The organism is Embleya sp. NPDC055664, from assembly GCF_053618075.1.
This window is the reverse complement of the sequence record NZ_JBSHGZ010000048.1, coordinates 29,651-44,141: the sequence shown is the minus strand read 5'-3', so window position 1 is coordinate 44,141 and position 14,491 is coordinate 29,651. Positions and strand designations below refer to the sequence as shown.

General features: G+C 73.2%; 14 protein-coding genes. 10 read left to right on the top strand and 4 right to left on the bottom strand.

Annotated elements, in window-relative coordinates; translation table 11 throughout:
* Positions 1-170 precede the first annotated feature (170 nt).
* The 6 genes from ACWGR4_RS43460 (at position 171) to ACWGR4_RS43435 (ending at position 5,206) form a co-directional block, all read left to right on the top strand.
* A complete protein-coding gene (locus ACWGR4_RS43460; protein ID WP_380012603.1) occupies positions 171-938 on the top strand; it encodes a metallophosphoesterase family protein in 768 nt (255 codons plus the stop codon).
* Between the two features lie 125 nt (positions 939-1,063).
* On the top strand, positions 1,064-1,498 hold the full coding sequence (locus tag ACWGR4_RS43455; RefSeq protein ID WP_380012606.1) for an SRPBCC family protein: 435 nt from the start codon (positions 1,064-1,066) through the stop codon (positions 1,496-1,498).
* Positions 1,499-1,505: 7 nt separating this feature from the next.
* Positions 1,506-2,693, top strand: a complete 1,188-nt coding sequence (locus ACWGR4_RS43450) for an ArsA family ATPase (protein ID WP_380012609.1) — start codon at positions 1,506-1,508, stop codon at positions 2,691-2,693.
* Positions 2,694-2,878: 185 nt separating this feature from the next.
* Positions 2,879-3,307: a DUF5304 family protein gene (locus ACWGR4_RS43445; RefSeq protein WP_452130627.1), complete on the top strand. Its 429-nt coding sequence runs from the start codon at positions 2,879-2,881 to the stop codon at positions 3,305-3,307.
* 136 nt (positions 3,308-3,443) lie between these two features.
* Positions 3,444-4,382, top strand: a complete 939-nt coding sequence (locus ACWGR4_RS43440; RefSeq protein ID WP_078977551.1) for an ROK family glucokinase — start codon at positions 3,444-3,446, stop codon at positions 4,380-4,382.
* 113 nt (positions 4,383-4,495) lie between these two features.
* The gene (locus tag ACWGR4_RS43435) at positions 4,496-5,206 is read left to right on the top strand and encodes an endonuclease/exonuclease/phosphatase family protein (protein ID WP_380012616.1); all 711 of its coding nucleotides are present in this window, start codon (positions 4,496-4,498) and stop codon (positions 5,204-5,206) included.
* Positions 5,207-5,263: 57 nt separating this feature from the next.
* Here the strand turns inward: ACWGR4_RS43435 and ACWGR4_RS43430 are convergent, their stop codons facing one another.
* From ACWGR4_RS43430 to ACWGR4_RS43420, 3 genes are all read right to left on the bottom strand, one after another.
* The gene (locus ACWGR4_RS43430) at positions 5,264-7,054 is read right to left on the bottom strand and encodes a protein kinase domain-containing protein (RefSeq protein ID WP_452130626.1); all 1,791 of its coding nucleotides are present in this window, start codon (positions 7,052-7,054) and stop codon (positions 5,264-5,266) included.
* Positions 7,055-7,206: 152 nt separating this feature from the next.
* Positions 7,207-8,037: a hypothetical protein gene (locus ACWGR4_RS43425; protein WP_380012622.1), complete on the bottom strand. Its 831-nt coding sequence runs from the start codon at positions 8,035-8,037 to the stop codon at positions 7,207-7,209.
* A gap of 7 nt (positions 8,038-8,044) precedes the next feature.
* Positions 8,045-8,824, bottom strand: coding sequence for an alpha/beta hydrolase (locus ACWGR4_RS43420; RefSeq protein ID WP_380012625.1), 780 nt, complete (start codon positions 8,822-8,824; stop codon positions 8,045-8,047).
* Positions 8,825-9,132: 308 nt separating this feature from the next.
* Here ACWGR4_RS43420 and ACWGR4_RS43415 point away from each other — a divergent pair, with 308 nt between their 5' ends.
* From ACWGR4_RS43415 to ACWGR4_RS43400, 4 genes are all read left to right on the top strand, one after another.
* Complete coding sequence (locus ACWGR4_RS43415; RefSeq protein WP_452130625.1) at positions 9,133-9,999, top strand: lysophospholipid acyltransferase family protein; 867 nt, start codon at positions 9,133-9,135, stop codon at positions 9,997-9,999.
* Positions 10,000-10,031: 32 nt separating this feature from the next.
* On the top strand, positions 10,032-11,180 hold the full coding sequence (macS, locus tag ACWGR4_RS43410) for a MacS family sensor histidine kinase (RefSeq protein WP_452130624.1): 1,149 nt from the start codon (positions 10,032-10,034) through the stop codon (positions 11,178-11,180).
* Positions 11,177-11,881, top strand: coding sequence for a response regulator (locus tag ACWGR4_RS43405; protein ID WP_380012634.1), 705 nt, complete (start codon positions 11,177-11,179; stop codon positions 11,879-11,881). The genes macS and ACWGR4_RS43405 overlap by 4 nt, the downstream gene beginning before the upstream one ends.
* Before the next feature lie 135 nt (positions 11,882-12,016).
* Positions 12,017-13,042: a 6-phosphofructokinase gene (locus ACWGR4_RS43400; protein WP_078977559.1), complete on the top strand. Its 1,026-nt coding sequence runs from the start codon at positions 12,017-12,019 to the stop codon at positions 13,040-13,042.
* A gap of 28 nt (positions 13,043-13,070) precedes the next feature.
* Here the strand turns inward: ACWGR4_RS43400 and ACWGR4_RS43395 are convergent, their stop codons facing one another.
* Entirely contained in the window at positions 13,071-14,429 is a 1,359-nt protein-coding gene (locus tag ACWGR4_RS43395; protein WP_380012637.1) for a hypothetical protein, read from the bottom strand.
* Between the last annotated feature and the right edge of the window lie 62 nt (positions 14,430-14,491).

Genomic DNA, 14,491 nt, shown 5'->3' with positions numbered 1-14,491 from the left:
GACAAGCCCACATCCGTATCGACTCGGAATTCGTGGCGGGGCCGACGAGCATCCGTCCCGATTCGACCGGGCATGTCGAGAGTATCGATTCGGCGCGCGGGGCGGGTGTGACGGAGGCAACCCCCCGGTGTCGTCGGTTTCGGTTCGAAGCCGTCAGTACAGTGACCGACATGCGGGTCCACGTGGTGAGCGACGTCCACGGTGCCGCCGAGGCGCTCGCCCGCGCGGGCGACGGCGCCGACGCCCTGGTGTGTCTGGGCGATCTGGTGCTCTTCCTCGACTACCACGACCTGGACCGCGGCATCTTCACCGACCTGTTCGGCGTGGAGAACACCCGCGAACTGCTCGCGCTGCGCAACGCCCGCCGCTTCGCCGAGGCCCGGGCCTTCTCCGGCTCGTTGTGGGCGGGTGTGCCGGGCGGCGCCCGGCAGGCGATCGAGGCGGCGGTGCGCCGCCAGTACGCCGCCCTGTTCGCGGCCTTCCCCACCCCCACCTACGTCACCTACGGCAACGTCGACGTGCCTGAGCTGTGGCCCGACTACGCGCGCGAGGGGGTGACCGTGCTCGACGGCCAGGTGGTGGAGATCGGCGGTCGCACCTTCGGCTTCGTCGGTGGCGGGCTGCGCACCCCGATGCACACGCCGTACGAGATCTCCGACGAGGAGTACGCGGCCAAGGTCGCCGCGGTCGGTCGCGTCGACGTGTTGTGCTGCCACATCCCGCCCGCCGTGCCGGACCTGACCTACGACGTGGTCGCCCGGCGGTTCGAGCGCGGCAGCGAGGCGGTGTTGCGGGCGATCCACGAGACCGGGCCCGACCTGGTGCTGTTCGGACACGTGCATCAGCCGCTGCGCGCGCGGATGCGGATCGGCCGCACCGAATGTGTCAACGTGGGGCATTTCCAGGCCACCGGGAAACCGTACGTCCTCACCTGGTGAGCCGGTGCCGCGTCCCCGCAGGTCGGGCACGATAACCTTCGAGCGGATCGGCCGTACTCGACCATCTTGAGGTGTTGTCGAGACGGCCAACAACGGCTACGCGAGCTTCCGGAGGACTCCTCACGATGGCTGAACGGACCAGCTCGACCATCACGATCGACGCCACGCCGGCCGAGGTCATGGCCGTCATCGCGGGGTTCGAGGGCTATCCCGAGTGGACCGGCGAGGTCAAGGAGACCGAGGTCCTGGAGGTCGACGAGTCGACCGGGCGCGCGGTGCGGGTGCGGTTCAAGCTCGACGCGGGCGTGATCAGCGACGAGCACGTGCTCGGCTACACCTGGGAGGACGACCGCGAGGTGCGGTGGACCCTGGTGACCAGCCAGATGCTCAAGTCGCTCGACGGTCGCTACGCGCTGAGCCCGATCGCCGGCGGCACCGAGGTCACCTACGAACTCACCGTCGACGTCAAGATCCCGATGCTGGGCATGCTCAAGCGCAAGGCGGAGAAGGTCATCATCGATCGGGCCCTGACCGGGCTCAAGAAGCGCGTCGAGAGCTGACCCGGCGGTGACGCGGGTCCTGCTTGTCACCGGTCTCCCGGGCGCCGGGCGCACGACCGTCGCGGCGGCGACCGCGGTGGCCGCGGCGCGGGCCGGGCGGCGCACGCTGCTCCTCGCCGCCGACGGCACGCGCGACGTGGACACGGTGCTCGACGTGCCGGTCGGCGCCGACCCCTTCGACGTGCTGCCCGGGCTGACCGTGCAGCGGGTCGCGGTCCGGGCCGAATTCGAGCGCGAGTTCCTGCTGGTGCAGGCACAGTTGGGCGCCGCGCTCGGGGTGGTCGGGGTGGAGCCGCTGGATCCCGAGGAGATCACCGTGCCGCCGGGCGCGGGGGATGTGCTGGCGCTGCGGGTGCTGGCGCGGGCGGTGGACTCGCGGCGCTACGAGTTGATCGTGGTCGACCTGCCCGCCGCCGAGCGGGCGGTGCCGGCGCTCGCGGTGCCGCAGGGGCTGGCCCGCTATGTGGACCGGCTGCTGCCGGTGGAGCGGCAGGCGGCGCGCGCGTTGCGGCCGGTGCTCGCGGCGGTCGCCGGGGTGCCGATGCCCGACGACTGGGTGTACGACACGGCCCGGCGGGTGGCCGCCGAGCTGGAGGTGCTGCGCGCGCTGGTGGCGGCGCCGACCACGACCGTGCGGCTGGTGGTGCGGCCCGGCACGGTCGCGCTGGCCGCGGCGCGGCGGGCCGCCTCGGCGCTGGCGCTGTACGGGCATCGCATCGAGGACGTGATCGTCAACGGGGTCGGCGCGGCCGACTCGCCCGATCCGGCGGTGCGGGTGCGGGCCGAGGTGGCGCGCGAGACCGTGGACGCGCTGTGCGCGCTGTTCCCGCGCGTGCCGTTGGCGCAGATCCCCGTGCTGCCCGCCGAGCCGCTGGGCGCGAGCGAACTCGCCGACGTGGCTGCGCACTTCGGCCCGGTGGGTCCGGGCGGCGCGGCCGACGACGACGGGCACACGATCGAACGCGACGGCGAGCGGCTGCTGTTGCTGCTGCCGCTGCCGGGCACGGATCGCGACGAGCTGGACCTGCTGCGCCGCGGCGACGAACTGGTGATCACGATCGGCCCGCACCGCCGGCTGATCCGGCTGCCCTCGGCGCTGCGCCGCTGCCTCATCGAGGGCGCGGGCCTGCGCGACGGCGTCCTGCGCGTGCGCTTCGTCCCGGACCCGGCCGTGTGGATGCGCGCGCCGCAGTAGCGGTGGGGGCCCGGCGCACTGCTTGGGCATGCTCGGGCCGCTCACGTGCGCGGTGGCCTGGCGTTGGGCTTCTCGGTGGCGGCCCGGTCGGAGGACTTTGATCCGCGGCGCGGAACCGCCCTTCGTCGGCGGGGATCGGGGCGCAGGGTTCGCGTCGGGCGGTGGGAGCGCGGAGAATGCGTCGGATGGATCCTGATGAGCGGGTGACGGGCGAGGACGCGGCGGATGCGTGGGCGGGCAGCACGGACGAGGTGCCGCCGGCCGCGGACGCGAAGGCCGAGGGGGACGGTGCGCGGGAGCGAGTCGACCCCTGGGCGCGGCTCGGGGAGGAGGCTCGGCGGCTCGGGGAGTCGTTGACCGGCGCCGACAAGGGGGATCAGGCGCCGGCCGCGCGGTTGGCGGAGGAGGCGCGGCGGCTGGCCGAGACGCTGGTGGAGCAGGCCGGGGCGGTGCGCGAGCAGATGGCGCGCAGGCACCCCGAGGTGGCCGCGCACCTGGCCGCCGCCGGGACCGAGCTGGCGTCCGCGTACCGGGCCTTCGTCGGCGACCGCGAGCGCCGGTGGGCCGCGAAGCCGGCCGAGAGCGAGCGGATCCGGCTCGACGACGACGAGTAGCCGGGTGCCCCCGCCGCCCGCGGCCCGCGTCGTGGGCGGTCGGGTGGTGTCCGGCGGGCGTACGCGTGGGGTGGGGGCGGGGAAGGGACCAGTACGATCCGTTGCGGGCAATGCACGCGAACGAGCTTGGGACGACATGGGACTCACGATCGGTGTCGACATCGGTGGCACCAAAATCCTCGCGGGTGTGGTCGACGCCGACGGGGTGATCCTCGATCGGCTCAAGGTCGCCACCCCCAAGGACGCCGATGGCACCGCGCAGGTGATTGCCGAGGCGGTCAACACCCTGCGGCGCAACCACGTCGTGGAGGCGGTCGGGCTCGGCGCGGCCGGATTCATCGGCGCGGACCGTTCGACCGTGCTGTTCTCGGCCAACGTCGGCGCCTGGGTCGGCGAGCCGCTCCGGGATCGTATGGAGGCGCTGATCGGCCTCCCGGTCGTGGTCGAGAACGACGCCAACGCCGCGGCCTGGGGCGAGGTGCGCTTCGGCGCGGCCGCCGGGCACACCAACGTGATGTGCGTGACCGTCGGTACCGGCATCGGCGGCGCGATCGTGTTCGGCGGCGAGCTGTACCGGGGCGGCGGCGGGATAGCGGGTGAGCCCGGCCACATGCGGGTGGTCCCCGACGGCCTCGCCTGTCCGTGCGGCAACTACGGCTGCTGGGAGCGGTACGCCAGCGGCAGTGCGCTGACCCGCTACGCCCGCGACCGGGCGGCCGGCCTGCCCGAGGCGGCGGAGAAGCTGCTCGCTCTCGGCGACGGCACCCCCGCGGGCATCCAGGGCCCGCACGTCACCCAGGCCGCGCTGCTCGGCGACCCCGTCTCGCTGGCCGCCTTCCGCGAGCTGGGCACCTGGCTCGGGCAGGGCCTGGCCGACCTGTCCGCCGTGCTCGACCCGGCCGCGTTCGTGATCGGCGGCGGCGTCTCGGACGCGGGCGACCTCCTGCTCGTCCCCGCCCTGGAGACCTACCGCAGCGTGCTGCGCCGCGGCCACCGGCTCGGCGCCGAGGTCGTGGTCGCCACCCTGGGCAGCGACGCGGGACTGGTCGGCGCGGCGGACCTGGCCCGCCACTGACGACACCGCCGCCACACGCGCGGAACACACCGCCTCCCGGGGACCGGGCGGGCGTACACAGCTGGTCGATCGTGGTTCGGGCCGGGAGCCTGGAACCGGGCAAGGGGGCATCAGTGGCCGTCGGCAACGGAGAGATCCGGGTCATGTCGTACAACGTGCGTTCGCTGCGCGACGATCGGGACGCCCTGGTGCGGATCGTCCGGCACGCCGCGCCCGACCTGCTCTGCATCCAGGAGGGCCCCCGCTTCGTGCGCCGTCGGCAGGCGGTGGCCCGCCTCGCGCGCGACTGCGGCCTGGTGGTGATCGCCGGCGGCGGCGCCACGTCGGGGCTGCTCGTGCTCGGCGGGCTGCGGGTGAGCGTGCGGCGGGCGTACGACGAGCTGCCGCCGGCCGCGACCGGACGGCGTGCGCTCGGGCCGGCCGGCGCGGTGGTGGCGGTCGGCGGCGCCGAATTCGCGGTGGCCAGCGCGCAGTTCGGACCGGCCGCCGCCGAACGACCGGCACAGGCCGACGAGTTGTTGCGCCGGCTGGCCGGGCTCGACACCGAACACCGGGTGTTGGCCGGGGACTTCAACGAGTCGGCGGGCCGTCCCGGCTGGGACCGCCTGGCCGCGGAACTCCGCGACGGATACCCGGCGGCGCCCAGCGGCTCGGAGTTCACCGCGCCGCGCCGCGACCCCGGCCGCCGCCTGGACGGCGTGTTCGTGTCCGAGCACGTCGAGGTGCTCGGCTGCGGCGTCCCCGACGACGTCACCGACGCCGACTACGCCGCCGCCTCCGACCACCGTCCGGTGCTGGCCACGCTGCGGATACCCGTCGGCTGACCCGGATCGTCCCGGACCACCCGGGCTCACCCGGGCTTGCCCGGGCATCACCCGGACTCAGGGCCGGAAGCTCGCCATGAAGCCGGCCAGCAACTGCTGCGTGGCCGGGTCGTTCCAGACCGCCTCCGGGGTGTCCATGTAGAGCGAGTAGCCGCGCCCGGACGGCACCGTGAAGCCGAGGTTGAGCACGTGGTGCCGGGTGCCGCTGCCGTAGGTGAAGTGCCAGGCGGCGGCGGGGTAATCCCGGTAGTCGGCCTTCTCGATGCTCACCTTCTGATAGTTGGTGAAGCGACGGCGGACGTCGGGCTCGGCCTGCTTCCAGTCCTCGACCGGGTCGGTCGGTGAACTGGCGACGGTGTCCACGTTGAGCTTGAGCGTGCCCTCGGCGTTGGCGAAGAACTCCTGGCTGTCCTCGGTCTTGACCTTCCGCCACCCGGGCGGCAGGCCGATTTTGTAGCCGGTGGTGGCGCCGGTGTACGGCGTCCAGCCCGCCGGCAGGCCGTCGGTGCCGGTCGGCGGCTGCGGCGAACCCTGGGTCGGGGGTGTGGTCTGTGCGGGCGGCGGCGCCGAATCGCTGGGCGGGGGCGCGGTGTTCGGCGGCTGGGTGAGCTGTCCGCCGACCGGGGCGGTCTCGGCGGCCGGCCCCGGGCTCGACGGAGGTGTCGAACCCGACTGCGGCGAGGGCGAGTCGGAGCCGGCGGCGCCCTTCGCCCGATCGTTCTTGTCATTGCCGGGGGCGATCAGGAACAGGATCAGCCCGACCACGACGCCGAAGACCACCAGGGCGGCGATCGCGGCCGGCAGCGGCAGCCACGGGAAGGTCCGGGCGGGGCGATCCTCCCGAACCGGCTTCGGGGGCTTCGCGGGTGGGGCGACGAGCGGGGACACGATCTCCGCCTCGCCCCCGGATATCGCGTCGGGCTCGGGCTCGACGGTCCGCGGCGTGGGTACGGCCGCGGGTATCGGCTTCGCCGCGGGCAGCAGCGCGGGCGGCAACGCCCGGGTGGCCGCCTGCTCCTCCCGGATCTCGCGCAGCGCGTCGCGCAACATCGCCTCGGTCTCGGCCGCGTCCGGCCGCCCGGCCGGATCGCGCGCCAACAGCGCCTGCAGCACCGGGTCGAGCGGGCCCGCGTGCTTGGCCGGCACCGGCTCCTCGCTGACGATCGCGGTCAACGTGGCCAGCGGCGTGGAGCGTTCGAAGGGGGCCTTGCCCTCGACGGCCGCGTACAGCGTCGCGCCGAGCGACCACAGATCCGAGGCCGCGGTGGGACTCAGACCCCGAGCCCGCTCCGGCGGGATGTACGCGGGGGCGCCCAGCACCACGCCCGACTGGGTCACCGACGAGTCGCCCTCGACCACCGCGATGCCGAAGTCGCTGAGCACGGCCCGGCCGTCGGGGGTGATCAGCACATTGCCCGGTTTGACGTCACGGTGCAGGATCCCGGCCGCGTGCGCCGTGCGCAGCGCGTCGATCATCGCCAGGCCGATCTCCGCCACCGCCTCGGCGGCCATCGGCCCATCGCCCCGAATCACCTCGGCGAGCGAGCGCGAGGGCACCAACTCCATGACGATCCACGGCCGATCGTCCTCCTCGACCACGTCGTAGACGCGCACCACCGAGGGATGACTCAGCCGCGCGGCGGCGCGCGCCTCACGGGCGGCGCGCTCGCGCAGCCGGGCCCGTTCGGTGTCGTCGGCGCCCGGTTGCGGCAACATCTCCTTCACCGCGACCTCGCGTCCCAGGACCTGGTCCCGAGCTCGCCAGACCGCACCCATGCCCCCGCGCCCCAGTCGCTCGGCGAGCAGATAGCGCCCGCCGACCAGGCGTCCCTCGTTGTCCGCGTCCACGCAAGGAAGGTACCCGGCCGGGGACTTCCAATGTGGCATGACGCCCCGTCAGAACCGGTCGGGATCAAGCCGAATCACGCCGAAACGGGTCATCCGACGTCGTCCGACGCGGCGCTCCCGTCGCCGACTCGGATCACCGCGCCCTGGCCGGGTCAGACCACCGCGCCGTCGTCGGGGTCGTCCTCGTCCCGATCCCGCCGCATTCGCGCCACCAGCGCGACGAAACCGCCGGTGAACGCGGCGAACGCGGCGAACGAGGTCCACGGCCCGACCGCGCGGCCGAGCAGCACCGACACGAGGAGGTAGAGCGGCCCGCCGACCAGCGCGATCCAGGCGATCTTGGTGGCCGCGTCGGTCTTGGGCAGCGGAGGTGGCGGAGGCGGCACGAAGTGCTCGTCGGGGTCCTCGTCCAACTCGTTGATCACCGGCGGCCCCGGCGGCGCGAGCGAGTAGTCGCGCGGCCCCGGCGCGGCGGGCAGGCCGACCTTGAACGAGCCCTCGGCCGGCCCCTCGGGTCCCCGCCGCTCGCCGCCCAGGTCCTCGGCCACCGGCCAGCGCGGCACCGGGTCGGCGACCTCGCTGTCGAAGGACGCGACGATCTGCGCCCACACCTCGTCGTCGCCCGGCCGCTCGGCGGGCGCCTCGGCATCGTTGTTCGCCGGTTCGGCCGGCTGCGCCCGGGGCGGCTCCACCGACGGGATGTCGGCGGGTCCGGCCGTCGGCTCCTTGGCCCGCGCACGCGGCGCGGACGGCTCGGTCAGCGAACGCAGGATGGCCCGCGCCCGCGACGTCGCCGCCGCGTCCACCCACAGGCGCTCGATCTGCTCGGGCTCCTCGTCCGGATCCCGGGGCTCCAGCGTCGAGACGTACGCCGCCACCCCCGCGTCCCGCAGGGCGACCAGCATCACGTCCGCCGCCTCGGGATCGAGGTCGGTCAGGGGCTTGAAGGACTCCGCGTCGAGTCCGTTGCCACGTCCGCGCACCGTTCGTTCAGTCCCTCTCGGCCGTCTCCGTGGCCCGCGCGTCCGGCGCGAGCCGGCGTACGAACTCCAGGCTGGATGCGAAGATCCGTTCCGCGTCGTGGTCGAGCGTCGCCACGTGATAGCTGTCGTTGAGCAGGACGTCGGTGACGTCCGTGGAGGAGATCCTGGCCAACACCGTCTCGGAGTTGGCCGGCGAGACCACGTGATCGTGCGGGCTGTGCAGGAGCAGCACCGGCTGGGTCACCTGCGGCAGGTCGGCACCGACCACCCGCCAGAACCGGGACAGCGAGTAGGCGGCCTTCACCGGCGTCCGCGCGTAGGCGAGCTCGACCGACCCCTCCTTGCGGATGTCGGAGGCGATGCCGGCCACCGACGGTATGACGTGCCGCATTACCGGCAGCAGGCGCACCTTCGGATCGTCGGCCTGTACGGACGGGTTCACCAGGACCAGCCCCGCCACCTTGTCGCCGTGCTGCTCGGCGAGCCGCAGGGCCAGTCCGCCGCCCATCGACAGACCCATCACGAACACCGTGTCGCAGCGCTCGCGCAGCCGGTCGAACGCGCGGTCCACGGCGGCGTACCAGTCGTGCCACGTGGTCAGGTTCATGTCCTGCCACCGGGTGCCGTGACCGGGCAGCAGCGGCAGCGACACGGTCAGCCCCGCCGCGGCGAGGTGTCGGGCCCACGGCCGCAACGACTGCGGCGTGCCGGTGAACCCGTGACACAGCAGGACGCCCACCGGACCGCCGTCGTGGTGGTCGGGCTCGGCACCGGGCAGGATCGACACCAACGGGCTCCTTCGGGCGACGGGCTGGGCGAGCCGACCGGATGGGCGCCACGTGGGGTGGCGACCGCCGGCCGACGGCGGTACAGGTTCCATAACGGGGTCGGGAGGCGAGTGGTTCCGCCCCTTACCCCCAACACCTGGGCGCTCTCGAATCGTCCCACGGGCGTGCGCGATGCGTACAGCGGCTTGGCGCCGGCCCGGACGGCTCGCCGCGGCCCGGGCTCGGGCCACGGCGACAACTCCCGTACCCCGGTCCCGGCGGGGAGCGATGCTCTAGGGTTCGTCCTGTTCCCAGGAGGAGGTCAGGGTTGTTCTACCGGCTGATGAAAATGATCGTCGGCCCCGTATTGAGGCTCTTCTTCCGCCCCTGGGTGGAGGGTCAGGAGCACATCCCGGACCGGGGCCCGGCCATTTTGGCGAGCAACCACCTCTCGTTCTCGGACTCGTTCTTCCTACCGGTGGTCGTCCCGCGCCGGATCACCTTCCTGGCCAAGTCGGACTACTTCACCGGCCGAGGGGTCAAGGGCCGGCTCACCGCCGCGTTCTTCAAGGGAGTGGGCCAGCTGCCCGTGGACCGCAGCGGCGGCCGGGCGAGCGAGGCCGCGCTGAACGCCGGGCTCAAGGTGCTGCGCGAGGACCACCTGTTCGGCATCTACCCGGAGGGCACCCGCTCGCCGGACGGCCGGCTGTACCGGGGCAAGACCGGGATCGCCCGGCTGGCGCTGGAGTCGGGCGCGCCGGTGATCCCGGTCGCGATGATCGACACCGAGAAGATCCAGCCGCCCGGCAAGATCGTGCCGAAGATCATGCGGGTGGGCATCCGGATCGGCGAGCCGCTGGACTTCTCTCGCTACGAGGGCATGGAGGACGACCGCTTCATCCTGCGCGCGATCACCGACGAGATCATCTACGCGCTGATGGAGTTGTCCGGCCAGGAGTACGTCGACATGTACGCGGCCGACGCCAAGAAGCGCATCGACGAGGCGCGCAAGCAGGCGGCGGCGGCCAAGGCCGCCGAGAAGGCCGCGGAACAAGGCGCGGAACAAGGCGCCGGGCAAGGCGTCGAGCAGGCTTCGGGGCAGGACACCGGGAAGGGCACGGACCGGGCCGCCGACCCCGGCGCCACGTCCGGGGCGAACGACGACTCGGGCGGCTTTGGCCGACCCGCCGGCTGACCGGGTCCGCCCGGCACCTCTGGGGGGTTCGGATGGGGGTCGAACAGTCGTTGTGGCGGGCTCTGACGGTCTATCGCACGCTCGCCCTCGTCTACGCGATCGCGCGCTACGCCCAGGTCGCGGACGAGTACGAACACCCGGTCGGCGGGTGGGCCGTCATGGCCCTGCTCGTGGTGTGGACGGCGGTGACCGCGTACGGCTTCCGCGACCCCAGGTTCCGCGAGCCGCCCTGGTTGATCGTCGACCTCTGCGTCGCGGCCGGATGCCTGCTCTCCACCCGCTGGCTGGACGATCCCGAGCGGGTCGCCCAGGGCACCATGACGCTGCCCACGGTGTGGGCCTCGGCGCCGGTGCTGGCGTGCGCGATCAAGGGCGGCTGGAAGACGGGCTCGGTGGCGGCGCTGACGATAGGCGCCGCCGACACCCTCGAACGCGGCGCGCTCACCGCCGACAACCAGCACAACATCGTGCTGTTGCTGCTCGCGGGCGGCGCGGTCGGCTACGTCGTCGAGATCGCCCGGGTGAGCGAGAAGGCGCTGACCCGCGCGCTGCAACTGGAGGCCGCCACCCGCGAACGCGAACGATTGGCGCGGGACATCCACGACAGCGTGCTCCAGGTGCTCGCCCTGGTACAGCGCCGGGGCGCCGAGCTCGGCGGCGAGGCGGCGGGGCTCGGCCGGTTGGCCGGCGAGCAGGAGGTGGCGCTGCGGCAGTTGATCTCGGCGACACCCGCCCGGGTCGAATCGGCCGACCTGCCCGGCTCCGGCGCCGACGGCGACCCGGCCCGGCAGGACCTGCGGGTGCTGCTCGGCGGCTTCGCCGGGGCGCGGGTGACCGTGTCCTCGCCCGGCACGCCCGTGCTGCTGCCCACGCCCGCGGCGCGCGAGGTGGCCGCGGCGGTCGCCGCGGCCCTGGACAACGTGCGCCGGCACGCGGGTGAGCGGGCGCAGGCGTGGATCCTGCTGGAGGACGAGCCGGACGAGATCGTGGTCAGCGTCCGGGACGACGGCCCGGGCATCGAACCGGGGCGACTCGAGGCGGCCCGGGCCCAGGGGCGATTGGGCGTGGCCCAGTCGATCGAGGGCCGGGTGCGCGATCTCGGCGGCACCGTGGTGTGGTCGTCGGTGACGGGAGAAGGCACCGAACTGGAGTTCCGGGTGCCGAGGCAGGGGAGCGGATGAACGACACGAACACGGACACACCGACCGACGAGGCGCCGGCCGCCGCACTGCGCGTCCTGGTCGTGGACGACCACCCGATGTGGCGCGAGGCGGTGGCGCGCGACCTCGCGGCGGCGGGCTACGACGTGGTCGCCACCGCCGGGGACGGCCCCGAGGCGGTCCGCCGGGCCCGGGCCACCTCGCCGAACGTGGTGATCCTGGACCTGAACCTGCCCAAGCTGCCGGGGGTCGAGGTGGCCCGCGAACTGGTCCGCCACGACCGCGCGGTGCGCATCCTGGTGTTGTCCGCCAGCGGTGAGCAGGAGGATGTCCTGGAGGCGGTCAAGGCCGGCGCGACCGGATACCTGGTCAAGTCCGCGAGCCGCGAGGAACTGGTCGACGCGGTGCGCCGGACCGCCGTCGGCGACCCGGTGTTCACCCCCGGGTTGGCCGGCCTGGTGCTCGGCGAGTTCCGCCGGATGGCCACCGATCCGCCGCGCCGGGACGCGGCGGGCGGCCCGACCGCGCCGCGGCTGACCGACCGGGAGACCGAGGTGTTGCGCATGGTCGCCAAGGGGCTGTCGTACAAGCAGATCGCGGAGCGCCTGTTCCTGTCCCACCGCACGGTGCAGAACCACGTCCAGAACACCTTGAACAAGCTGCAACTGCACAACCGGGTCGAACTGGTCCGCTACGCCATCGAGAAGGGCCTGGACGACTAGCGCCTTGTTCGGCGCGATCAAGCCGACACGATCAAATCGGGTACCTCGAACGGGTGGTGGGAAGAGTCGAGGTGGCTTCTCGCACCGGTAGCGTGGGCCGCGAATCGTGCCGGACGGAAGAAATCGGAGATTTCGATGCGTGTCGGAGTACTGACCGGCGGCGGCGACTGCCCGGGTCTCAACGCGGTGATCCGGGCGGTCGTCCGCAAGGGTGTCCAGGACTACGGGTACGAATTCATCGGCTTTCGGGACGGCTGGCGCGGTCCGCTCGAAGGCGACACGATGCCGCTCGACATCAAGGCGGTACGCGGGATCCTGCCGCGCGGCGGAACCATCCTCGGCTCGTCCCGGACCAACCCGATCAAGGTCGATCGCGGCATCGAGCGGATCCGGGAGAACCTGGGCAAGTTCGAGGTGGACGCGCTCGTGGCGATCGGCGGCGAGGACACCCTCGGCGTGGCGACTCGGCTGCACGAGCACGACGTCAAGGTCGTCGGTGTGCCCAAGACCATCGACAACGACCTGAACGCGACCGACTACACGTTCGGCTTCGACACCGCGGTCAACATCGCCACCGAGGCGATCGACCGCCTGCACACCACCGCCGAATCGCACCGCCGGGTGCTGATCGTCGAGGTGATGGGCCGGCACGCGGGCTGGATCGCGATCCACTCCGGCATGGCCGGCGGCGCCAACGTGATTCTGATCCCCGAGCAGAACTTCGACGTCGAGGAGGTCTGCGCCTGGGTGGACAGCCGGTTCCGGACCAACTACGCGCCGATCATCGTGGTCGCCGAGGGCGCCATCCCGCTGGCCGGTCAGATGGTGACCAAGGACCAGACGCTGGACGCGTTCGGCCACGTCAAGCTGTCCGGGATCGGCGACTGGCTGGCCTCGGAGATCGAGAAGCGCACCGGTCACGAGGCGCGCACCACCGTGCTGGGCCACGTGCAACGCGGCGGCACACCCACCGCGTTCGACCGCTGGCTGGCCACCCGGTTCGGGTTCCACGCGATCGACGCGGTCAACGCGGGCGAATGGGGCAGGATGGTCGCGCTGCGCGGGACCGACGTGGTGACCGTGCCGTTGGAGGCGGCCACGCGCGAGTTGAAGACCGTGCCGCCGGCGCTGTACGAAGAGGCGAAGGTGCTGTTCGGCTGAGGCCGTGCCGGCGCGCCGGAGTCGGGCGTCAGGCGTCGGGTCCGAGCGGGGTCCCGGCGCCCTGCCGGCGGTTCTTGCGGGCGAAGTACACGATGGTGGCGCCGAGGACCGCGAGGGCGACCCAGATCGCGACGGTGGCGAAGGTGAACGTGTCGTCGTGGTCCTCCCGGCGCTGCCCGGCAGCCGAGTCCGGGGCGGTCGGCGGCAGTTCGGGCCGCAGCGTGGGCGCGCGCGTGGGCCCGCCGGGGTTGGGCACGTGGAGCACCTGGTAGTCGCTGCGCGAGGAGAGGTCGGGGCCCACCCCGTTGGGGGCCGCGCCGCCGGCCAGTACGGCGAGGTCGCCGCCCGCCACCGGCGAGCCGGCCGGGATCGACACGCGGAGCGAGATGGTCGCGAACTCGCCCGGCGGCAACTGCCGTTGACCGTCCCACGGCTTGGGCGTCAGCGCCCCGGCGAGGTGCGCGTCGCGGCCGTTGGCGGGGTCGGTGAGCACCTGGAGCGACACCGGACTCCAGCCCCGGTCGTAGGAGTCGTACACCTCGACCACCAACTGCCGCGGGGTGATCGGGGACTGGCCGGTGGTGAAAACCACTTCCGGACGCACGCCGGGGATGATCCGGCCGGTGTCGTTGGTGAAGGTGACGTTGAACTCGGCCGCGCCGCCGCCGGCCTGGAGCCGACCGGGCACACCGACGAGGTTGAACGTCGGCCCGTCCCCGCGCCGCGCCGTGGGGAACGTCTTCGCGATACCACCGGACCGATCCGGGCCCGCGTTCGGCACGGACGGCGAGCGGGTCTCGTCCGGGGACGGTGGGCGCGTGGGCGCACTGCCGTCCGGCCCGAGCAGCGCGGCGTCGAACGCGAAGCCTCCGGTGAAGCGCGGCTCGTCGCCGGCGCTCGGGGAGTGGCTTCGTCCACTCATGGAGACCTGGACGAACTGCGTCGGAACGTTCGCCGCGATCGTGAATCGCAGTCGGAACTCGACGCTCGCGCCGGGCGCGAGCCGACCCGAGGTCTCGGTGCCCGCGCCCGCGCCGGGGAACGGCAGCGACGCCGAGCCGAGCGTGCCCAGGGGCCTGAGCACCCAGGTGCCGCCGACCGGGTCGAGGACTTCCAGGCGCACCTGCTCCGGGGCGATCCCCCGGTCCCCGCCGATCGACACCTCGGGCTCCAGGAGCAGCGGGGTCGGACCGGCGTTGCGCATCCTCGCGGTGACCTCGACGGGAACGGCCGGCCGGATCCGGTCCGGCACCCCGGTCAACTCGACCTGCCCGTCGGCCGCCGGCACCTCCGCCGCCGGAGCGGTGGGTACCGGCGCGGCGACGGCCGGCGGCGACCCGAGCAGCACGAGGAACGCCGTCGAGGCGAGACAGCGACGCAGACGCATGCGGGGTACCCGTCGTAGGAAGGAGCCTGTTCGACCGAATGTGCGAACGGCCGGAGCCTACC

Bases quoted from the DNA above. Each gene is read 5' to 3' on its own strand.
- ACWGR4_RS43460 (WP_380012603.1), top strand. From the start codon at position 171: ATGCGGGTCCACGTGGTGAGCGACGTCCACGGTGCCGCCGAGGCGCTC.
- ACWGR4_RS43455 (WP_380012606.1), top strand. From the start codon at position 1,064: ATGGCTGAACGGACCAGCTCGACCATCACGATCGACGCCACGCCGGCC.
- ACWGR4_RS43445 (WP_452130627.1), top strand. From the start codon at position 2,879: ATGGATCCTGATGAGCGGGTGACGGGCGAGGACGCGGCGGATGCGTGG.
- ACWGR4_RS43440 (WP_078977551.1), top strand. From the start codon at position 3,444: ATGGGACTCACGATCGGTGTCGACATCGGTGGCACCAAAATCCTCGCG.
- macS (WP_452130624.1), top strand. From the start codon at position 10,032: ATGGGGGTCGAACAGTCGTTGTGGCGGGCTCTGACGGTCTATCGCACG.
- ACWGR4_RS43405 (WP_380012634.1), top strand. From the start codon at position 11,177: ATGAACGACACGAACACGGACACACCGACCGACGAGGCGCCGGCCGCC.
- ACWGR4_RS43400 (WP_078977559.1), top strand. From the start codon at position 12,017: ATGCGTGTCGGAGTACTGACCGGCGGCGGCGACTGCCCGGGTCTCAAC.
- ACWGR4_RS43395 (WP_380012637.1), bottom strand. From the start codon at position 14,429: ATGCGTCTGCGTCGCTGTCTCGCCTCGACGGCGTTCCTCGTGCTGCTC.